The 22,082-nt window shown below is 44.9% G+C and carries 19 protein-coding genes; 12 read left to right on the top strand and 7 right to left on the bottom strand.

All coding sequences use genetic code 11. The annotated features are described in order from the left end of the window. Nucleotides 1-33 precede the first annotated feature (33 nt). The 6 genes from QUA74_RS21620 (at nt 34) to QUA74_RS21595 (ending at nt 6,172) form a co-directional block, all read left to right on the top strand. A complete protein-coding gene (locus QUA74_RS21620) occupies nt 34-315 on the top strand; it encodes a hypothetical protein (RefSeq protein ID WP_333333375.1) in 282 nt (93 codons plus the stop codon). 109 nt (nt 316-424) lie between these two features. Further along, nucleotides 425-1,699 (top strand): histidine--tRNA ligase, encoded by a 1,275-nt coding sequence (gene hisS / locus QUA74_RS21615; protein WP_333333373.1) that lies wholly within the window; start codon nt 425-427, stop codon nt 1,697-1,699. Between the two features lie 200 nt (nt 1,700-1,899). Continuing rightward, nucleotides 1,900-2,649 (top strand): Uma2 family endonuclease, encoded by a 750-nt coding sequence (locus tag QUA74_RS21610; RefSeq protein ID WP_333333337.1) that lies wholly within the window; start codon nt 1,900-1,902, stop codon nt 2,647-2,649. 96 nt (nt 2,650-2,745) lie between these two features. Continuing rightward, nucleotides 2,746-3,885, top strand: a complete 1,140-nt coding sequence (locus tag QUA74_RS21605) for a DNA cytosine methyltransferase (protein ID WP_333333336.1) — start codon at nt 2,746-2,748, stop codon at nt 3,883-3,885. A 17-nt stretch (nt 3,886-3,902) separates the two neighbouring features. Beyond that, the gene (locus QUA74_RS21600; RefSeq protein WP_333333334.1) at nt 3,903-5,594 is read left to right on the top strand and encodes an AAA family ATPase; all 1,692 of its coding nucleotides are present in this window, start codon (nt 3,903-3,905) and stop codon (nt 5,592-5,594) included. 2 nt (nt 5,595-5,596) lie between these two features. Further along, nucleotides 5,597-6,172 (top strand): hypothetical protein, encoded by a 576-nt coding sequence (locus tag QUA74_RS21595; protein ID WP_333333332.1) that lies wholly within the window; start codon nt 5,597-5,599, stop codon nt 6,170-6,172. Between the two features lie 21 nt (nt 6,173-6,193). Here the strand turns inward: QUA74_RS21595 and QUA74_RS21590 are convergent, their stop codons facing one another. Both QUA74_RS21590 and QUA74_RS21585 read right to left on the bottom strand, forming a co-directional pair. After that, nucleotides 6,194-7,408, bottom strand: a complete 1,215-nt coding sequence (locus QUA74_RS21590; protein WP_333333330.1) for a class I SAM-dependent methyltransferase — start codon at nt 7,406-7,408, stop codon at nt 6,194-6,196. A 224-nt stretch (nt 7,409-7,632) separates the two neighbouring features. Continuing rightward, on the bottom strand, nt 7,633-8,817 hold the full coding sequence (locus QUA74_RS21585) for an NAD(P)H-quinone oxidoreductase subunit H (RefSeq protein WP_333030262.1): 1,185 nt from the start codon (nt 8,815-8,817) through the stop codon (nt 7,633-7,635). A gap of 57 nt (nt 8,818-8,874) precedes the next feature. On the opposite strand from QUA74_RS21585, the gene rsmH reads away from it, so the two are divergent. The 3 genes from rsmH (at nt 8,875) to QUA74_RS21570 (ending at nt 12,948) form a co-directional block, all read left to right on the top strand. Next, nucleotides 8,875-9,777, top strand: a complete 903-nt coding sequence (gene rsmH / locus QUA74_RS21580; protein ID WP_333333328.1) for a 16S rRNA (cytosine(1402)-N(4))-methyltransferase RsmH — start codon at nt 8,875-8,877, stop codon at nt 9,775-9,777. A 565-nt stretch (nt 9,778-10,342) separates the two neighbouring features. Next, a complete protein-coding gene (locus QUA74_RS21575) occupies nt 10,343-12,016 on the top strand; it encodes a SpoIIE family protein phosphatase (RefSeq protein WP_333333326.1) in 1,674 nt (557 codons plus the stop codon). Nucleotides 12,017-12,525: 509 nt separating this feature from the next. Beyond that, complete coding sequence (locus QUA74_RS21570; protein ID WP_006633914.1) at nt 12,526-12,948, top strand: ATP-binding protein; 423 nt, start codon at nt 12,526-12,528, stop codon at nt 12,946-12,948. Between the two features lie 354 nt (nt 12,949-13,302). On the opposite strand, the gene QUA74_RS21565 is transcribed toward QUA74_RS21570, so the two are convergent. The 3 genes from QUA74_RS21565 to QUA74_RS21555 form a co-directional block, all read right to left on the bottom strand. Next, nucleotides 13,303-13,728, bottom strand: coding sequence for a nuclear transport factor 2 family protein (locus QUA74_RS21565; protein WP_333333324.1), 426 nt, complete (start codon nt 13,726-13,728; stop codon nt 13,303-13,305). Between the two features lie 36 nt (nt 13,729-13,764). Further along, entirely contained in the window at nt 13,765-13,938 is a 174-nt protein-coding gene (locus QUA74_RS21560; protein WP_333333322.1) for a hypothetical protein, read from the bottom strand. Between the two features lie 130 nt (nt 13,939-14,068). Beyond that, nucleotides 14,069-15,031 carry an orange carotenoid protein N-terminal domain-containing protein gene (locus QUA74_RS21555; protein ID WP_333333320.1) on the bottom strand — a complete coding sequence of 321 codons (963 nt, stop codon included), beginning with the start codon at nt 15,029-15,031 and terminating at the stop codon, nt 14,069-14,071. Nucleotides 15,032-15,309: 278 nt separating this feature from the next. On the opposite strand from QUA74_RS21555, the gene queG reads away from it, so the two are divergent. Next, nucleotides 15,310-16,275 (top strand): tRNA epoxyqueuosine(34) reductase QueG, encoded by a 966-nt coding sequence (queG, locus tag QUA74_RS21550; protein ID WP_333333318.1) that lies wholly within the window; start codon nt 15,310-15,312, stop codon nt 16,273-16,275. A gap of 317 nt (nt 16,276-16,592) precedes the next feature. Further along, nucleotides 16,593-17,231, top strand: a complete 639-nt coding sequence (locus QUA74_RS21545) for an HAD-IA family hydrolase (protein ID WP_333333316.1) — start codon at nt 16,593-16,595, stop codon at nt 17,229-17,231. A 151-nt stretch (nt 17,232-17,382) separates the two neighbouring features. Here the strand turns inward: QUA74_RS21545 and QUA74_RS21540 are convergent, their stop codons facing one another. Further along, entirely contained in the window at nt 17,383-18,210 is an 828-nt protein-coding gene (locus tag QUA74_RS21540; protein ID WP_333333314.1) for an SWIM zinc finger family protein, read from the bottom strand. 149 nt (nt 18,211-18,359) lie between these two features. After that, nucleotides 18,360-21,743: a DEAD/DEAH box helicase gene (locus tag QUA74_RS21535; protein WP_333333312.1), complete on the bottom strand. Its 3,384-nt coding sequence runs from the start codon at nt 21,741-21,743 to the stop codon at nt 18,360-18,362. A 152-nt stretch (nt 21,744-21,895) separates the two neighbouring features. Between QUA74_RS21535 and QUA74_RS21530 the strand changes: the two genes are divergently transcribed. After that, nucleotides 21,896-22,057, top strand: coding sequence for a hypothetical protein (locus tag QUA74_RS21530; protein ID WP_333333311.1), 162 nt, complete (start codon nt 21,896-21,898; stop codon nt 22,055-22,057). Nucleotides 22,058-22,082: the final 25 nt, after the last annotated feature.

Raw genomic sequence — 22,082 nt, 5'->3', positions numbered from 1 at the left:
TAGGGATTCTGGTTGGGTACAGGCAAAGAAATGATGCAAACGGCACAAGAAAAACAACTCCGCTATCAAATTCAAAGCCCTGGATTGCCGCTGGCGGTATATCGCGAAGTCGCGGTCCATTTGCGTCAAGTTGAAGGGGTGCAAACCGGTTTAATTCCGCAGCAGTCGCAGCGGTTTGATTACGGCGACAGCCAAGTTGGGGGTTTGTGGATACAGTATCCTGAAGGGTTCGATTTGGCAGGTCGCGAGCGAGTCGATCGCATTTTGGCTTATTATGGCGATCGTTATGGAGTTTGGGAATTATTAAGTCATTAGTTATGGGGAATTGTTAGCTGTTGACTGTTAACTGTTAACTGTTAACTAATAACTACTGACTAATGATTAAGGACTGCGGACTAATGACTAAGGACTAATGACTAACAAAATGAGTGCAATTAAAACTTTACCGGGAACGCGGGATATTTTGCCCGCTGAAATTCAATATTGGCAAAATATAGAAGAAGTCGCTAGAACAATTTTGAAAAAAGCGGCTTATCGAGAAATTCGGACGCCAATTTTTGAACAGACATCTTTATTTGAACGCGGCATCGGCGAAGCTACCGATGTTGTGGGTAAGGAAATGTACACTTTTAAAGATAAGGGCGATCGATCGACTACTTTGCGTCCAGAAGGCACCGCCGGAGTAGTGCGAGCTTTTATTCAAAACAGTTTGTACGCAGCAGGAGACGTGCAGCGTCTGTGGTATGCGGGGCCGATGTTTCGTTACGAACGCGCGCAAGAAGGAAGACAGCGACAGTTTAATCAAATTGGGGTGGAAGTCTTGGGGAGTGCGAATCCTCGTGCGGATGTCGAGGTAATTGCGATCGCCTGCGATATCCTGCAAACTCTCGGTTTAAAAAATTTGCGACTAGATATTAACTCTGTCGGAAACAAGGAAGACAGAAAAAATTATCGCCAAGCATTAATCGATTATTTTACACCGCACAAAGACGAATTAGACGCCGATTCCCAAGACCGGTTGAATCGCAATCCGCTGCGGATTTTGGACAGCAAAAATCAGCGCACTCAAGAAATTGTAGCTGGTGCGCCGAGTATTTTGGACTATTTGGGAGAAGAATCGCGATCGCACTTCGAGCAAGTGCAGCAAATGCTCAAAAACTTAGGAATTAGCTATCAGTTAAATCCCAGATTAGTGCGCGGTTTAGATTACTATACTTACACCGCATTTGAAATTATCTCCGACGATTTGGGAGCGCAAGCAACAGTTTGCGGAGGCGGCCGCTACGACAGTTTAGTCAAGGAATTGGGCGGCCCAGATACGGCGGCAGTCGGTTGGGCAATGGGTATCGAAAGGTTGATTATCCTGCTGCAAAAGTTGCAACCTTTGCCCGCGCCCAAGTTGGATTTTTATTTGGTATCCAGGGGCGAAAAAGCAGAACAGCAATCGGTATTGTTAGCTCAAAAATTGCGAAGTGCGGGGCTTAGTGTCGAGATAGATTTGAGCGGTAGTGCTTTCGGGAAACAGTTTAAGAGAGCCGACAGAAGCGGTGCAGTTGCCTGTTTAGTTTTGGGAGATGCGGAAGCTGAAAACGAGACGGTACAATTGAAGTGGTTGGCGAGTGGTGAACAAAGTGCGATCGGGCAATCAGAACTACTAGCAATGACCAGCGAACTACAGCAGAAAATTAACAACCCTTAGAACTCTCGGTTTTAGCCCAGTCTCGATCCCCCTAAATCCCCCTTCTTAAAAGGGGGACTTTGAATTCCAATCCTCTCGTTACCAGGCTCTGCCTGGTAACGCATATCCAGAGGCTCTGCCTCGTCATTAAGCCATTAACATTAATCCCAAAAACCAAGAGATATAATTTAAACATTAAAACATTTAACCTCTGATAAACTATGTCTGTAGCAACTAAAAATTATAAAACACAACTCACAATCACCTGGCCGCTACTACCAGAAGATTTCCAACTACCAGACGACCCCGTGGAAGACGAAAGTCAACCATTGTTAGCTGCGGCTTTGCGCCAGCCGCTAACAGGATTTCCTGAATTAATGCAGGATGCCTTAATTGTTTCCAACTTTGCCCTTTGTGCCGGAATTAGTTTTCCAGCATCCACCCGCGACGAACAGCGTATTATCTGCAAAGCACCAGATTGGATGTACGTGAAACCCGTCAATCCAAAAAATGTCTCGCAAGTCCGCCGCAGCTACACCCCGCACACAGAAGGAACCATCCCCCAAATCGTGATGGAATTTCTTTCAGAAACCTATGGAGAAGAATACTCTGTAGAGTTTACATCGCGGGTGGGAAAGTGGTATTTTTACGAGCAAGTAATCAAAGTACCCCGATACGTCATATTCCGAGCGAAAACAGCTCATTTAGAAGTTTACGCTTTAGAATCACAGCACTACAACTTGCAAAAAGCAGATGAAAACGGACGTTATTGGATACCGGGATTAGACTTATTTTTAGGTATTTGGGAAGGAACGCACGAAGGGAGAACAGGCTGTTGGTTGAGGTGGTGGGATGCAGAAGGCGAGTTGTTGCTGTGGTCGGAAGAAAGAGCCGATCGCGAACGCCTCCGCGCTGAAAGATTGGCCGAAAAATTGCGTCAAGCGGGAATCGAATTAGATGACGAAGAGTGAAATATAAATTGATTAGTCGAATACCATAATGTTTTGGTATAATTAATATCTTGGGGTTCAGGCATCCAGCCCGCCCTTGTCCTAATGCGAACTAATATGTTAATCGAACGTCTCAAGCCGATCGCCTGGAAAACCAAACCGCAACTGATATCATTGTTTTCAGGTTGTGGCGGTATGGACTTGCCATTCCACAAAGCGGGGTTTGAAGTAGTTTGGGCGATCGACTCCAATAAATACGCCTGCAAAACTTTCAGCAGAAACATTGCTGATGTCATCGTCAACGACAGCATAGAAAATATAGACATTGCACAAGTGCCCGCAGCAGAAATATGTATAGGAGGGTTTCCTTGTCAAGACTTTTCCATGATTTGGAAACGTCCCGGCCTGGAAGGAACCAGAGGCAATTTATATACATATTTTCTGGATTTTGTCAACAAAAAACAGCCCAAAGCTTTTGTAGCAGAAAATGTCAAAGGTTTATTAAGTGCGAATAATTATCAAGCAATAAAACAAATAATCTCCGACTTTGAAAGTATCGCACCGGGCTACTTAGTTAAACCTAAACTCTACAACTTTGCGGATTACGGAGTTCCCCAATTTCGCCAAAGAGTTTTATTAGTTGGCATTCGGATGGATACAGAATTTAATTTTGTGCATCCTCAGCCCAAATACGGACAAAATCGTAAATATCCCTATCGCACAGCAGGTGAAGCACTCAAAAATGTGGAAAAAGTGAAATATAATCAGGAACATCAGAAAATTCAGCCTCGAACCATTGAAATTTTGAGTCTAATTAACCCCGGAGGGAATTTTACTGATATTCCTAAGGATAGTCCATACTATGTAAAAGGCATGATCAGTCACGTTTATCGGCGAATTCATCCAGATAAACCCTGTGCTACAATTATTGCTGGTGGTGGTGGTGGTACTTGGGGATATCATTATCCCGAACCCCGTTCATTGACCAATCGTGAAAGAGCTAGGTTGCAAAGTTTTCCGGATGATTTTGTTTTTGAAGGTTCTATTACTGAAGTAAGAAGACAAATTGGCAATGCAGTTCCGCCAGATGGAATAGTTGACGTAGTTGACTCACTGATTCCGCTATTTAAAGGGAATTATCCGAAAGTGGATTTATACAAGTTAAATCAAAAACTGCAAATGATGTCAATTAAGGAACGATTAGAACACGCAGAATTAGAGGCTTCACAACAGCAATTACAATTAACATTTACTTAGTGAAGTGAGGTAACTTAATGTCCATACCTGCCATAACTCCAGAAACGCCCTATGTGGACATATCTTTATCCAGAGTTGATCGACAGCAGCAATCAAATCTCAATACTTTTTTTGGCAAAGGCCGCGAGAATAAGTCTACTGGTAAAATTATCCCAAGAGATTGGTACGAAGTTGAACTTATTGTGGATGCAGAAACAATAAGAGATCCTATTTATCCAAAAGGTGATTTTATCGTTCATACAGATGATGGTTTAACATTTGATTGCCAAACTCAAGGAGCCAAGCATAAAAACTTTAGATCCAAAGATGATTTAAAAATTTTAGGACGTTGGATTAAAGGCAAGCTAGAAAAAAGTGGTGCTCTGAAACAATTTGAACCTGTTACAAGCCAGACACTTCAAACCTATGGAAGAGACTATATCCGTTTATATAAACTATCTGATTCTGAATACTACATAGAATTTGATGTATCTATTCACTATAAAATGCTGAAAGAACTTCACCTAAAATGGGTGGGGACAGCTCCGGAATTCCATGTTTACTTCGCCGAAAGACTCAACTTGTTTACTGGAGACAATGGTCTTGGTAAAACTTTTTTGCTAGATGTTGCTTGGTGGGTACTAACGGGAAACTGGGTTGATCAACCTGCTTGGCCTCAACAGGTAGAGGGAAAAACACCAGAAATTACCTCTGTGTTGAGTCATCAGAGAGATTCTGAGGAATATCGTAGCCTTTTTAGTCTTTCAGATCAGAAATGGCTGAATCTGCGAATGCCTCCCTTGTTAAGAAGCTTGATCGTTTATGTCCGTGTTGATGGTGGATTTTCAGTTCTTGACCCGGCTCGTCAACACTCGAGTATTTATCACTTTACTTCCGATCATCTTTGGAATGGTTTAAGAGCCGATAATAAAGTTCTATGTAATGGTTTAATTCAGGATTGGGTGAATTGGCAGCGACAGCCAGATATCTCTAAATTTGAAATATTTTCTTCTGTAATTCGACAACTTTCTCCCCATGCAGATGAATGGATGGAACCCGGGCAGCCAACACGGGTTTCTGTAGAAGATACTCGTGATATTCCTACCCTGGATTTCCCTTATGGAAATGTGCCTATCATCTACACATCAGCAGGAATAAAACGAATTTTAGGACTTGCTTACTTACTAATGTGGACTTGGTATGAACATACGCAAGCATCTAAGTTGCGCCAGCAAGAACCTATTGATCAAATAGTCTTTTTAATAGACGAGGTTGAAGCTCACTTACATCCAGCTTGGCAACGATCTATTCTTCCTGCGATATTAGAAGTAGCTAAAGGTCTTAAGAATGAAATGAAAATTCAGCTAATAGCTACGACTCACTCTCCTCTTGTTCTTGCCTCAATTGAGCCTGAATTTGATGAGGAGCAAGATAAGTTATTTTTGTTTGAGTTACAAGGTAAAGATGTAACTCTTAATGAAGTTCCTTGGACCAAACATGGGGATGCTGTTGGGTGGCTAACTTCAGATATTTTTGGGTTAAAACAGGCTCGTTCCCGCGAAGCAGAAATAGCGATTGAGGCTGCGTATACTTTCATGCGAGGAGAAAGCATGGAAACTTTTCCTGAATACCTCAGAACTAAGGAGCAAATTCATCAGGAACTCCTGGGAGTTTTACCAGAACACGATCGCTTCTGGCCGCGATGGATTGTGAACACCGAGGTAGAGTAAAGATGATGCGATTTATTCCGCCACCGGAACCCGAAGATTTTGAGCAACAGGTGCGACAAGCAGGCAATAATTGGTTAGTTCAAAATCCTACTAAAGAACCAAAAGATTTTTGGTCTTCCTTCAAACCTCAATTAGCTAAAGAGTTCCAACATCTTTGTGGCTATGCGGTGATGTACATACCGAGTCGGATGGGTACTGTCGATCATTATTTGAGTAAAAGTAAAGCAGAAAATCGGCATTTGATTTATGACTGGAAAAACTATCGCTATACTTTGCAACGGGTAAATAGCTGCAAAGGAACTTACGATACACAAATTCTCGATCCGTTTGAAGTAGAAGATAATTGGTTTGAGATTATCCTACCTTCTTGTCAGTTGGTTTTGACTGAGGCGATTCCTTCCCACAAGCGCGATCGAGCCGAATTTACCCTCAAAAAGTTACAGCTTCAGAATAGTGAATGGGTGATAGAACAACGCCAGGAGTGGTATCGAATGTATCTAGAGAACGAACTTAATTTAAAAGGGTTAGAAAAGAAAGCGCCTTTAATCGCTCGTGCGGTTATCAAACAGCTTAATTAGTTCATAATCCATCTAAAATAATCAATCAGGCACCATCAAACCCTTCAAAATTCTCCCCTTTTCCTCCTCCCTCAACCCCTTCGACTGCACCAAAACCTCAAAACCCCCCAAACCCATCGGATCGATCAACTGATGCAAAGCCTCCCGGCGCCGCAAAAACGTTGCCAAATCCAATACTTCCGCATCATTTGTAGACAGAGAAGCAATACGATCGCCCAAACCCAACGCCATCAAAAACAAAGCCTGCTGAGTAAACCCTACCACATCCAAACCGCACAATTCACCCTGCCTTTCCAGCGCCGTAAAATTAACATGAGCCGTTAAATCCTGCCGCCCCACATTAATATAAGGATTATTGTGATATCGGTGGAGATAATAACACTGTAGCGTCCCCTCCCTGCGCCTCGGATTGTAATAGCGGTGCGCCGGATAACCGTAATCAATTGTTAATAAATATCCCCGCTGCAACTTTTGAGCAACTGTACTCATCCAGTCCAAAGCCGCCAAATTCACCTCACTGCGATAACCATCGCCATAAACACTGGTAGACAAATCGATGCTTACAAAATTCAAATATTCGGCAATTTTAGGGATGGAAACTTCGCCAATTACTTCAACAAAATTTATCTTTTCTTGTTCATTTTTTGGGGTTTCTGCGGCAACGTAAATCTCCCTAACTTGCCCTTCTTCCAGAATGAATTGATGTACGGGCAAAGCATCGACTAACTCATTAGAAAAGAAACAACCGACAATTGAATTATTAACTATATCATCCCACTTACACCACTTAACACACTTGGTATCGGCTAATCTTTGCCGCTGTTCCGCTTCGAGTACAGGGGAAACTTCAACAATAATGTATTCTAAAACATGAAATAAATCGGGATATTGTATTTGCAGATATTGCAGCACATTAGCTGCAAAAGTTCCCCGCCCAGCGCCCATTTCTACGATCGCGAAATTGAAAGGGCGATCGAGAAATTCCCACATTTCCACAAATTGCTCCGCCAAAACCTCCGCAAAATCAGCACCCCAATGAGACGACGTGATAAAATCGCCTTGTTTGCCGATCGACGGGCGATCGCTATTGTAATAACCGTGGTGCGGATGATATAATGCCAAATTCATATATTCAGCAAAAGTAATACGCCGCTGCGGACTGGCGGCAATTCTTTCGCAGATTAAAGCGCAGAGTTCCGGGTTACTGTCATTGATATCTGATTGCTGAACTTTCATAATTTATCGAATTAAAGTTGATGTTGTTTCATTTGTGAAGGAGAGATTTTTTTTATTAACCGCAGAGGGCGCAGAGGAAGAGACAAGAGAGAAACAAGGTACATTTTAGCTACCTTAAGAGCAAAATTAATCGATATCTATCCGCGTTTATCTGCAGTTCAAAAAAAATCAACCCGGTTCCATAAAAAAACCGGGTTAAATTCTCAGATAAAAACCGACAAAACCTACCTATCAACCGAGCCCATAATAATGTCGATACTCCCCAAAATCGCCACCAAATCCGCAATCTTCACGCCGCGAACAATGTGAGGCAAAATCTGCAAATTATTAAAATCCCCAGTCCGAATCTTCCAGCGCCAAGGAAACACATTATCATCCCCGATAATATAAATCCCCAACTCACCCTTGCCGCTTTCAACGCGGACATAATGTTCGCCCTTGGGAATCTTAAAAGTGGGCGCTACTTTTTTGCCAATAAACTGATAGTCAAAACCATTCCATTCAGATTTTGGTCCGCTTTCTAAGCGCTTCGCTTCCAAATTCTCGTAAGAGCCACCGGGGAGTCCTTTCAAGGCTTGATAGAGAATCTTAACCGACTCGCGCATCTCCCGAACCCGCACCAAATACCGGGCCAAACAATCGCCAGCAGCTTCGGTACAAACTTCCCAGTCGAAGTCGTCGTAACATTCATAATGGTCAACTTTCCGCAAATCCCACTTAACGCCGGAAGCGCGCAACATGGGGCCGGAAAGTCCCCAGTTAATCGCTTCTTCGCGAGAAATAGTACCCAGGCCTTCTATCCGGCGGCGGAAAATTGGATTGTTGGTAATTAAACGTTCGTACTCGTCAATTTTGGGAACGAAATAATCGCAGAAATCGTGGCACTTATCTACCCAACCGTAGGGCAAATCTGCGGCGACTCCGCCTATGCGGAAATAGTTATTATTCACCATGCGATAACCTGTAGCAGCTTCCCACAAGTCAAGAATTGGTTCGCGATCGCGCATAGTATAGAAAAAAGGAGTTTGCGCCCCCACGTCCGCCAAAAACGGCCCCAACCACAACAAATGGTTAGCAATCCGGTTCAACTCCAGCATGATTACCCGAATGTAACTCGCCCGTTTGGGGACAGCAATATTCGCCAACTTTTCCGGCGCATTTACTGTCACCGCTTCGTTAAACATCCCCTCGGCATAGTCCCAGCGGCTCACGTAGGGCACGTACATCACGTTGGTGCGATTTTCGGCGATTTTTTCCATCCCGCGGTGCAGATAGCCCAAAACAGGCTCGCAGTCCACCACATCTTCCCCGTCTAGGGTGACGATTAGCCGGAGTACCCCGTGCATGGATGGGTGGTGCGGCCCCATGTTGAGCACCATCGGTTCGGTTCTAGTCTCAATTCTTGACATAATTAAATGAATTAATGATTACTAGCTATTGTTGATTTTGGTTTGGCTTTTATGATTATGAAGGATATCGAGCTCTCTGAGAAGGAGACCCTTGGATCAGATGTCAGTATTGACACCTATCACGTTCCAGTTTTGGGTCAAGAGTTAATTGCGGGTTTGGCTGTCCGTCCCGGCGGCCGCTATTTGGACGCGACGCTTGGGGGCGGCGGACACACGAGTTTGATTTTAGCGGCGGCGGCCGATGTTACAGTAGTGGCGATCGACCGCGATGAACAAGCCATCCGTTTTTGCCAAGCCCGATTTGCCAACTCGCCCGTTGAGTTTTGGCACGGCAACTTTGCTGAATATCAGTCCTCAGAGGCCGAATTTGATGGTATCATAGCAGACTTGGGCGTCAGCTCTGCTCAGTTCGATACACCGGAACGAGGATTTAGTTTTCGCCACCCAGCTCAACTAGATATGCGTATGAACCAGCAGCAATCTTTGACAGCAGAAGAGATTATCAATCACTGGGAAGAAGTTAAACTAGCAGATATTATTTACCAGTACGGCGAGGAGCGACTGTCGCGGCGCATCGCAAGGCGGATTGTGCAAGGGCGTCCTTTTCAAACTACAACAGAACTTGCAGGGGCGATCGCCTCCAGCTTCCCCCCCAAGCAGCGCAACGGCAGAATCCATCCGGCCACCCGCACTTTCCAAGCTTTAAGGATAGCCGTCAACTCGGAACTATCATCTTTAGAAACTTTCCTCAACCAAGCCCCACGGTGGTTAAAACCCGGTGGGAGAATCGGAATCATTACATTTCACAGCCTGGAAGACCGACCGGTCAAGCACCAACTCAGAGGAACACCCAGTTTGCAGGTACTGACAAAAAAGCCGATCGGGCCGCAATCCGAAGAAGTCGCTAGAAATCCCCGCTCTCGTTCTGCTAAGCTCAGACTAGCAGAAAGAATAACTTGATTCGGCAGTAGTAATATGCTTGCTGCAAAAAGTTCAGAGATTAGGGAGACTTGCATGCAGCAATCAAGTACGATTCGGCAAAGATGTAGGGAATAGCGCCAACAACCCACCACTAACCCTTCGGGTACCGTGGGGCTTGAAATACAGCCGGTGTTGACCAGACTTAGGTAGCAATACCTGCCTTAGTAGTAAGTGTTAAAATTCACACCGAGGACAGTGCCCAGCTAGTTAAGAACTCTGCAATCAGAGCATTAATTAGCCGTTTTGAATGCTGGTGTGTTTAGAAAAGTACCGACTGCTAACCAGGTCATTGCTCGTATCACAGCGTGAAAGCTGACTCGGGAATTTTCCCTATTGAAGCGGCCTACCGAGGCGGGTTACAGTATCGAAAGCCTCTCATCTGTTGTGCGAACCGATGGTGCGAAAGGAATGCTCACCTTGAGGTAAAACGGGTTTCTTTAACTCAACTTGACGTAACTGATATGTTGCATATATCCAGCCCCCCTTTTCCTCCCGCCACCTTGCTGATTACAGCTATGGTGGGGGTTTTCAAGGGGGAAGAAAGATGAGTCGGGGAGATGGAAGCAAGCTGAAACTGATGGTAGTCGATGACGAACCCGACAACTTGGATTTATTGTACCGGACCTTTCGACGCGACTTTCAGGTTTACAAAGCAGATAGCGCCCTCAGCGCTCTGGAAGTTCTAGACGAACAGGGTGAGATGGCTGTGATTATATCTGACCAGCGGATGCCAGAAATGAATGGGACCGAGTTTTTGGGGAAAACAGTCGAGCGATTTCCCGATACGATTCGGATTCTGCTAACGGGATACACAGATGTTGAAGATTTGGTTGAGGCCATCAACTCAGGTCAAGTTTTCAAATACATCACCAAACCGTGGAATCCAGAAGAACTCAAATTGGTGATCAATCAAGCCTCAGACACTTACAAATACTACAAGCAGCGCAGCGTTGCATTGCGCCGCGCTTTACGCAAGGAATCTCTGTTCAATGAGGTAATGAGCGTGATTCGCGGGTCGCTAGATTACTCTAGTATGGTACAAACTATTGTTCAAACCGTAGGTCAAACTTTTGAGGCCAACTATTGTATGCTGCGGCCGGTAGAGACCGATCGACTATTGCCGAGTACCTTCCCTTACCAATCCCAAACCTCTGAAGCCAGTAGCTTTTCTTTTGATGAAAATTTGCTGGTTCAAGCCGTAGCCACCCGCCAAACTCAAGTGAACCCAAACAGTGGGGGGGATGGTAACTCGGTTGAGATTGCTGTGCCCCTGACTTACCAGCAAGAATTGCTGGCGGTACTGGCTTTGTGCCAGATTGGCGGCGCTAACCCTTGGTCGGCAGAAGATATAGAGTTAATAGAAGGTGTAGCAGCTCAAGCTGCTCTGGCCCTGTCTCAAGCTAAGCTCTACCAGCGCACTCTGGATTTAGCCAAGCAGATGCAAAACGAGTTGGAAGTGGCTCGCCAAATCCAAACAAACTTGTTGCGCCAAAGTTGGCCGGATTTTGAAACTGTCAGGGTGCAAGCTTGCTGCTATCCCGCGCGGGAAGTTGGCGGCGACTTTTTTGAAGTCTACGTCCACTCTCAGGGGGATATTTGGATAGCGGTGGGAGATGTTTCGGGTAAGGGAGTTCCGGCTGCTCTATTTATGGCCAGCGCGATTTCGGTGATGCGGCGGGAACTTTCCCAAGAAGTTTCTCCAGAACCCGATCAAGTTATGCAGAACATGAATAGCACTATGTCTGACGACCTGATCGGCAACAACCATTTTATTACAATGGTTGTAGCTCGTTACACTCCGTCAACGGGACACCTCGCGTTTGCTAATGCCGGTCACATTTACCCCATCGTTTGGTCTCACTCGGAGGTGAAAGCTCAAGCCGCTAGCGGTAAAACGCCAGTCGAGCCGAATTTCCTGAAAGCTCGTGGCATTCCCTTGGGGATACTGCCAGTTTGGAGGGGCAAAGCGGGTGCGATCGAATTAAAGTCAGGAGATGTATTTCTGCTGACGAGTGACGGGATTACTGAAGCTAGCGTGACTACTGAAGCGGTCGCAGGGGGTGTACCAACCCGTTCTATGCTACAACAAGAAGGGCTTTGGCAACTTTTGATTCAGGAACCTGGTTCTTTCAACTTGGACAATTTGTTGGCTCACATCCGAGCTGACAATCCCGTTCAGGAAGACGACCAAACCATACTCTCTCTGGAGGTTCTTTGAATCTGTCAGCGACTCCCGACGCATCGTCGGGGGTGAGAGCCGAAAAAACTTAAGCTCTGCTTGTTGACGGCTCATAGAGTAGTCCTGCAAAGGACGGCGTTATCGTCAACAGTAAAAAACCACAGTAAAAAACCTAGCCGGCGATGGCGCAGCTAGTTTCCTGAATCGCTTTCCTGGGGGATTAAATACCTGTAAAGGGTTAAGGTAGAAGGCATTCGTCAGAAAAAACCAACGCTTAAAAGCAAAGGATTGAAACACAGATTTTTTATACCTCCCTGCTTGCAGTCTCGGTATAATTATCAATAGTTAATGGGCTTTATACCCATAACTAAAGTTTTCAACGATACTCTTAACTTCTGCCTTCTACCGAATGACGAATGCCTGATTTTTAAACAGAAAAGGCTAGTATCCCCCGAGTAGCGACAAGTATTGAGGCCGAATCAATTCGGCGCGTCGTGTTTCATACCTGGTGTGAAGACACAGGGTTTTCAAACTTACGGGATTTTTTTATGAATACTGAGCTTCATGTGCCAAGCGACTTGCGGTTTTTAACAATTGTTGAAAATTGGTTGCTGAGCAGTTTGGAAGTAGAGCTAGGAGAGCACGTCGATTGGCCGCGTCAGTCGAATCGTTTGCGCTTGGTGTTAGCAGAAGCCTATTCTAACGTGATCCGCCATGCTCACAAAGATCAACCCAATTTGCCCGTGTTAATTCGCTTGAATTTAAAAAATAGGGATATTGGTTTAGAAATTTGGGATTACGGTAAAGGTTACGAAATGGATACTTACAATCCCCCGAGGCCGGAAGCTAAACAGGAAAGCGGCTACGGCTGGCTGATTATGAGCAGACTTATGGATCGGGTGGACTACACTTTGCAAATAGACGGTCGCAACTGTCTAAAGTTGGAAGCGAGTTTGCCGGAAAAATCTTAATTAGTCGTTAGTCATTAGTCATAAGTGATTAGTGATTGACAATGCACTTTTTGACTCGCTTTGGCTGTCTGTCGCACGGTGCGGTGACAGCCAGTTTTTCGTGCAGTATCGTCCCTCTCTAAGAGACTGTAAGATTGTAGGGGTACAGTCCCGATCGCACAAATAGCCAAGAAACCGATTTTTTATACCGTTAGCGGCACTTCACCAGAGATTTGGATAAAAAACCCGGTTTCTGCCTCATTCTTGCTATAAAAAGGCACTCAACCTGTCCATTGAATGACTTTAGCCATTACGTGCGATCGACAGGTCAAACCAAAATAGACAATTTAAATGTGAAACACATTATCAAACAGCTTATTTCTTATGTGACCGCAGATTTAGCAATTCTTGGGGAGAAGCTAACAGTTTGACCGTGACAGAAAGGATTTTTTCGTCAGAATTGAGCAAGAACAGCCATCCGACATTAACACCAAATGCGGAAGTTTGCACCCGGCCGCTGACCTGAAGTTCCACATTGCCATCTTCTAAAATTTGGCTGACACCTTTCTGGGGCTCTAGCTGCATTCCTCGCGCTTCGGTTTTTAGATAAGTAGCGATCGAGATGCTGCCGATAATTGGCTCTTCAAACGGCGCGTGCAGAACCCCGTCATCAGCAAACAAATTAGCCGTCGCGTCAAAATCGCCCGCGTTTAAAGTTTCAAAATATCCCACTACCGTTGGGTTTGTGATGCCTGCAATTTTTATAGAGTTAGTTATAATAGGTGGAGTTGTTGCGGTCATAAAAGAAGTGATTTAAGATGAATGAGTATACTGTAATCATTCTCTTTGTCGCAGCAAATCCCTCAAAAGATATAAGTAGGGGTAGGAAAATAATTCTCCGAAAAAAGGAGGAACCGGAGAGGGTCGATCGCAGCTTTCAGAGCGATCGACCAAAATCAATACTACTTTCAAAAAATACAAGTGTAGCCAAGCTGCAAACCCTGATACCATCAGTCATTTTCCATCCTTAAATTCTTGAATCTAAAATTTAAAATCTAAAATCTAAAATGCTATAAACCCAGACACCTAATGGCATCTGGGTTTCTGGGCAAGCCTGTTTGACTGAGCGAACCAGAATATTCTATTTGCGCATCAAATTGAGCAATTCCTTAGGAGATGCCAACAAGTCGATCGCCACAAAGAAAATTTGACCTTGGGGATCGAGCAAAAACCGCCACGCAATGTTCATTCCCACATTCGATCCGAACCAGGGAGTTTCGACTTTGCCCGTGACTTTCACTTGGCGGTAGCCATCTTCGGCAGGTTCAGATACGCCTTGCTGTGGCATCATTTTCAGTCCGATGCACTCTTCCCGCATATAGTTGAGGATAGCTTCGCGACCAACGATCGGCTTTTGGAAAGGCGGTTGCAGGGCACCTTCTTCAGCAAATAAACCGACGGCTGGGGTGAAGTCGAAGGCGTTCATGTAGTCGATGTAGCTGAGCACAGTCTGCTCGGTGATACCTTCAATCTGTGTTTTCACCCGCTCTTCTGGAGCGGTGGGAGTGCTGCGGGGGGCTGAGCGTTTGCCGTACTCTTGGTTAAAAGCAGGGTCGTAGCCCATGTTAACTACGGTATTCCGAAGTACGGTAATTTGCTGACCTGGATCTAGTTTCTTGATGGTTTCAAGGACTTGGGTGGCTTCGGGAGACATTTGATAGCCAGCGGGGATCGGAGCGACAAGGCCCTGTTTCATCAACTGTCCCAACTCGTACCAGAAACCGAGTTTGGTATTGACGCGCAAAGAAGTGTAAATCCGACCTATGGTGGTGTCGGCGTTGCTGGCGAGGTCAAACATGGTTTTGCTTTGAGCAGCCGGCGACATTTGCTTGATTTCGGTCAGTATGCCTTCGACAAGCGCCATGCTGGCTACTCCCGGTGCTGCTGCGGTGATGGAAACGCCCATTTCGGTGTAGGCATACCAGAGCAGTGCGAGTTGGTCTTCAACGCTGAGTTTGTAGAACGCTTCCGTGGTAGCCGGAACAACGCTAGCAATCTCGGTGTTCGAGAAAATAGATTGAGCTGATTGAATACTAACTGCCATGTGTATGCTGTGGGATTTGTGGTTTTAGTGAGGTACTTGAGTTAGGAAACGTCAAGCTCCCTTGATTAAAATTATGTAACGTTTTGTTAATTTTTGCAAATATAAATTACATATGACTGAGTTACAAAACTATAATCAATGGTTTGGTAAATTGCGATCGCCGTCACTAGACTGTGCCCCGAATTAGTTTATCTAGGAAACCGATCATTAAAATCGCTTTGCATATCATATAAAATCAAAATAGTCAATACAAAAGGTAAATATTTGCCTGGTGTCAAATGAAAGCGCCAATTAACAGCATTTTGGTTAAGCAAAAAGCCCTTGAGTTGGGATTTCACAAAGTCGGGATAGCCTCAAAAGACGCGGATTTCGATCTAGAAAAACAACGATTGCAGGCTTGGCTGGATAAGGGTTATCAGGCGGATATGGCCTGGATGGCAAACCCGAAACGGCAGGATATTCAATTGGTGATGCCAGAGGTGCAGTCATTAATATGTGTCGCCATCAACTACTACACGCCCCACCAACGCCCCGAAAATCCCCTGTGGGAGGGGGGGGACGATGCAGCGGTCGAATATGCTAAAATCTCTCGCTACGGTTGGGGGCGGGATTACCACAAAATTTTGCACAAAAAACTGAAAATTTTGGCAAATTGGCTGCGATCGCAAGGCGAGGGAATTGAAGCGCGGTATTATGCTGATACCGGGCCAGTTCAGGATAAAATGTGGGCGCAGCGTGCCGGGATTGGTTGGATTGCTAAAAATGGTAATGTAATTTCGCGCGAATACGGTTCTTGGGTGTTTTTGGGCGAAATCTTGACTAATTTGGAGTTAGCGTCGGATGAGTCTCATACGGAACATTGCGGTACTTGTACTCGCTGCATTAAGGCGTGTCCGACGGGAGCAATTACTGAGCCTTTTGTGGTGAATGCCGATCGATGTATAGCTTATCACACGATCGAGAATCGAGCCGAAAAATTGCCCGACGAAATTGCATCTAATTTACAAGGTTGGGTAGCAGGTTGCGACATTTGTCAGGATGTTTGTCCTTGGAATCAGCGATTTGCGAAACCAACTGATGTGGCAGAGTTTGAGCCTTATCCTGAAAATATAGCACCGACACTTGCAGAATTAGCCGACATTTCCGACGAGGAATGGAACCGCAGATTTACCGCTTCGGCGCTGCGGCGTATTAAACCCGAAATGCTGCGGCGAAATGCTAAAGCCAATCAAATTAACGATTAAAAGTTGAGATGTTCGCGCTCAGGGTGCTGAGGCGGCACCTTACCCTATAGATAATAACCCTAGGGTATGTACGGAGCGCCAAGAGCCAATACATTATGTAGTAAGTCCATCGATTGCGCGATTTTAGATTAAAGAATTGAAGCATTGACCCCACGGATAAATTCGGGGGGCAGGTTTCATAGGATACAGGTTTTTTATTTCTGGACGGATGAATCCGGGGGCTTGTATCCTGGATGCTTTCGGTCATTCCCCATCTAAAATCTAAAATCTAAAATCTAAAATTGTATGATCCCCCGTTCCTTATTTGCTATTGTCCAATGACCAAAGTAATTATTTTTGATTTTGACGGTACTTTAGCAGATACAATCGATATTCTTCTGAGCATCACCAACCGTTTGTCAGTAGAATTAGGCTTTAAGTCTGCGACCAAAGAGCAAATCGCTCAACTGAGCAATTTAACTTCTTGGCAACTCCTTCAGTATTCTGGCATTTCTATCTTCAAATTCCCGCTGTTGATTAGAAGGTTGAAAGCAGAGTTACGCAGCGAAATTCCCAATATTCAATTATTTCCGGGAATTAAAGAAGTTTTACTCGATTTAAAAAAAGTGGGATTTCAACTCGGCATTATCACCTCTAATTCCAGAGAAAACGTCTTGGCATCGCTGGCAAAAAACGGTTTGCAAGACACTTTCACGTTTATTTACTCTGGTTCAACTTTTGGCAAACATAAAGTTATTAATAGATGGCTAAAAAGAGAGAATATAAATGCTAAAGAAGTCGTTTATGTGGGAGATGAGATTCGAGATATAGACGCTGCTAGAAAAACGGGAATTAAGATAATGGCTGTAGGTTGGGGTTTTAATTCTCAGGAGGCTTTGGCTGCACACAATCCCGATTTTTTGATTAAACGCCCCCAGGAATTGATAGAGATTATGAGTAATTTGCGGGAACTGTAAACTGACCTTGCAAAAAGTAAGACTCGTCGGTTGAAATCTATTCTAAACAAACTCTCGTTCCACCAGAGAGGGACTAAAGAATAAAAGGGGTATTAAAGCCTGATTTGTGATCGACCATATTCCCTAGTATCATCTCTGCGAGTAAATTATGTTAATCTCCTTCGCCCCGTTTCAGTGCTGCTAAAACTGCTTGCTGGCTAACTGCTTGGTAGATTTTGCTAAAATGCTGCTTGAGAACGTCTGATGCGGGGGAGGATTTGCTAGCGGTTCCTTTTCCGTCGGTTGCGAGGGGAATTGGCCCTAAGATATCTAATACTGTTTCGCTGCTGGGCGGCGGTACAATCACGACTAAAGATGATTCTAGCTGGTGATTGTATTCCCAAAAGCGATCGACCTTTGGCAATTTAGCATTCGCAGTGGGGGCATTTTCGCCGGAGTTGAGTTGGGAATTTTCCTCTCCTTGCGTACCTCGTCTTTGACGGAGTGCTGTCAAGATTTGCTCTTTGGTTCTCCCCCGCAATTGAAAGAGTACAAAGGGGTCTTCGCTGAAGCGATCGCCCAATAAGTAGTATACTGCACTGATGTGTTTGCAAGGGTTTTGCGGGTCAGGACAGCTACAGCGCGATCGAATATCAGATAAACTTAACGGAAATAGCGTTTTGCCCGCGGCTGCAAATACATCTTCAATATTGTGCGGCATTTCTCCTGCTAGTAATTTAGCTGAAAAAACAGCTCTTTGCGACATATTTTCAATCACATAATCCCAATCTTCATCAGTCAATGTGTCGAGTCCTAAAGAAACTTGATATGGTTTGGGATCGGTTCCTTGAACTATGGCAATTACTTCTTGATTGGGAAATTTAATGCTGAGAACTTTACCTTCCCGCGCGTACTGCCAGCCACGTTCTAAGCGCTTTTTGAAGCGGTAAGTATTGATTAAATCTAACCACTGTTGTGTCCACCATTCTCTATCAATCATAAGCCCAAGGAAGAAGGAAGTTCACCAACGGATTCTGTAACGGATGTAACGGATGTAAGTCCGAAGTCCCAAGGTTTGTAGTGAGGACTTTAGTCCTCTGATTTTTGAGGACTGAAGTCCTTACTACAAGTCGAAAAAAATTAAGCACATTATTCTTCTTCGTTTTCTATGATAGCATTGCGATCGAGAATTAGTAAATTGCGAAGTTGGTCTGTATCTAACTCGGTGAGCCAGTTTTCGCCGGCGCTGACAACTTGTTCGGCTAGAGCTTTCTTACTTTCGATCATATCGTGTATTTTCTCCTCTAACGTGCCCGTGCAGACAAATTTGTGAACTTGCACATTCCGGGTTTGACCGATGCGAAATACGCGGTCAGTTGCTTGATTTTCAACTGCGGGATTCCACCATCTGTCATAGTGAAAAACGTGGGTTGCTCTGGTTAAGTTCAAACCTGTACCGCCTGCTTTTAAAGATAAAATCATAATCGGCGGGCCTTGGGGGTCGTGCTGGAAGCGATCGATCATTTCTTCCCGCTGCTGCTGCTTAACTCCGCCGTACAAGAACAAAACTTCTCGCCCTAAATGCTGTTCTAGATGGGGTTTCAGGAGTTTTCCCCATTCGGCAAATTGAGTAAAAATTAAAGCCCGATCGCCCTCAGCGACAACCTCTTCTAACATTTCCACCAACCGCTGCAGTTTCCCCGATTCCTGACTCTTAATGCCCAATTCTTTCGGCTTAGCTTCTGCTTTCACAAGAGCCGGATGGTTGCAAAGTTGCTTGAGTTTTACCAGCAAAGCCAGAATCATTCCCCGGCGCTGAATACCTTCGGCTGACTCTAATTCCGCTATTGACTCTTCGACTATTTTCTGATATAATGCCGCCTGTTGAGTCGCGAGCCCACAAAATATAGTCATCTCCTGTTTTTCGGGCAAATCTTGGATGATTTCTTTATCTGTTTTCAGGCGGCGGAGGATGAAAGGCCGAACGAGCGATCGCAAAGTCTGCAATGATTCCCTATCTCCGTATTTCTCGATCGGAATTGCAAATCGGCGCTGAAAGAAATTGCGCGGCCCCAAATATCCCGGATTCAGAAATTCTAAAATAGACCACAATTCTTGCAGCCTATTTTCCACGGGAGTGCCCGTCAGCGCAATTTTAAAAGATGCCTCGATTTGTCGCACCGATTGCGACTGCTTCGCCTCGGAATTTTTAATATTTTGGGCTTCATCTAAAACCAATCCTTGCCATTTAGTGCTTTGAATTTCCTTGGCATCGCGGAACACTAGCGAGTAACTGGTAATTATTAAATGCTTTCCCTTAATGGCCGCCGCCAAAGCTTTGCCTTTAGCGCGTTTGTCTCCGTGGTGAACTAACACTTTCAGCGTCGGGCCAAATTTCTTGACTTCGCGCTCCCAATTGCCCAGTACCGATGTCGGACAAACCAGTAATGTTGGTGATTCTAGGGCATCTTGTTCTTGTAAATGCACGAGGAAAGCAATTAGCTCGATGGTCTTCCCCAATCCCATATCGTCCGCGAGACAAGCACCCAAACCCCAGCGTTCTAAGAATGCTAACCAGCCGACTCCTAGCGCTTGATATGGTCGCAATTCTCCTCGGAAACTAGCCGGAGTTGCGATCGCACTTACCGCTTGATTATCGCTCAAAGTATTCAACAATTCCTGAAGTTGACCCGTGGCCTCAAAATTCACCACAGGCAATTTCTCTATCATCTGAGAATCGCCCGAAGCCAAACGCAAAGCATCTTCCAAAGAAAGAGTCATTTGCTCTTTGCGACTAGCAAAAAAAGTTTGAGCCGCTTTCACATCCGGCGCGCGCAACTCCACCCACTCGCCGTTAATTTCCACCAAAGGCGAATTCAACGCGATCAATCTGTCAAACTCTGCTTTAGAAATGCGCTGTCCGCCGATCGTCAATTCCCACTTAAAATTTAGCAGACTTTGCAATCCCACTCCACCCTTAGCAGGATTTAATTTCGGAGTTTCGGCTAAAATACTCAAACCCAAACGACTCGCCCAACCATCAGTCTTTGTCAAACTAGGGGGCAAAACTACGCCCAATCCGCTATCAGTAAACCGCCAAGCCACAGACTTGATAAAATTGTAAGCATCTAACGGTTTTAAAAGACAAGATTGAGGCCGCTGTGCTTGCAAACTCGGTTCAATTAACGGATAAAGTTTCGAGGCTAAACCCAAGCCGCTGAGCAAAGTTTCTTGAGGCAATTCTATTGTCCGCCCCGCATAAGCCAAACGCTCAACTGAGTTGTTCCAAACAGTTGTCGCATCTACCAAAAATTCGTTTTCATCTGCTGCTTGCAAGCAATAATTTAAATTCCAGTTGGCTTTACCAGGAGACGGCGGTATGAGTTGAAAGCAAGTGCGAAATTGACTTTGTTGAGATAATTGGTTTTGCAGCGGTGCAGTCCAAGCACTCAGCTTGGTTGCCAAGTTTTCCAATGCTGTTGTTTCTACTTGAACTATCCCAGATTCCTGCTGCAAAGCTTGCAGCCAGTCGCGCACAGGAGAAACTGCTTTGATGTCTAAAGTAGAGCTACCAGCCGATCGCACTTGACTATCTACAATACTGCTCAAAAAGCCTAACACCAATTCCTGGGCCCCCGTCGGCAAATCCACCGCTAAAGGCAATTGACTGGATTCTTCTTCCTTTTCCCCTCTTCCTTCTTCCTTCTTCCTTCTTCCGACTTCCATCGGACTTCCATCCGTTACATCCGTTACATCCGTTACAAAATCCGTTGCCGAACTTCCTTCTTCCGACTTCCATCGGACTTCTTCCTTCGATTGATATGTTCGGCAAGCCGTCGGCATTTGCTTGACGAAAGTAGCGAGACGGAGTTGATCTGTAGAACTATCTAACAACGGTTGCCATTTAGCAATAGCGGAACCGTCCGACTGTTTCTCCAATCCAGGCAAAAATTTGCATCTTGCCAACAAATCCAAACTCCACCTAGCAACATGAGACCAAAAACGTAAATCTGAGCCGATAAAAGAGTCTGGTTCTGTGCTATTAAGCGGCAGTGATTGCAAGAAAACAAAAGCTGCTTGAGGGTTGAGAAAATAACCCTCGACTTGCCAGGGATAAAGGTAAATTTCCTCGGTAGGGACAGATTCGTCAAGTGCTGCGGCTGAATGCTGCGGCATCAGGGTTGCGTTCGATTCTGAGATTTGGGTGGGAAGTGCGATCGCCCGAACTTGCCTTTGAAGTGAAGAGTTTTGGGCGGGAACTTCTGCTGCGTTTTGAGTTTTGGTCGATCGCCTAGTTTTTAGCCTTTTTTCCGGTGGAGTTGCTGCGGTTTCCGGTAATTGCCAATCCAGTTTTCCCGACTGCTGCAAGGAAGTTAGGAACCTCTTCAATTCAGCTTCGGTCATTGCCAATGGATGGCGAACATTTATCGATTCAATGATCTCGATGGTTCCTATTTTTCGCCAAGTTTCCCCCCAAATAAATAAGCCACTTTTTTCGACATCAAGCAGCCAAGTGCCGTGTAAAATTGCCATTTTATTGAACCCTTATAATTTTATAATTTGCCAAATTTACTACAGAAATAGTGTTTTTTTGTAAAAAATATTTTTTTAACTAACCACCGAATTACTCATGAGTCAGTCAACAGTCAACAGTCAACAGACAACAGACAACAGACAACAGACAAATGAAAATTGATCCTACCATCTATTTCAGGTATTGGGCGATCGATCACCCAATACCAAAAACCATTAAAGAGTATAAATGCTTACAGTCGAGCGGCCAGCAGTCGATCGACACCGAATTATCCCCGTCTTTTGGCGTCGGACTCTCAAACATCCTGTGGTAATGTTACGATCCCGACAGAGAAAGAA

The sequence above is a fragment of the Microcoleus sp. LAD1_D3 genome, assembly GCF_036702135.1.
Lineage (GTDB): Bacteria > Cyanobacteriota > Cyanobacteriia > Cyanobacteriales > Microcoleaceae > Microcoleus.
The sequence above is the reverse complement of the archived record's forward strand: the minus strand, read 5'-3'. Positions and strand labels throughout refer to the sequence as shown.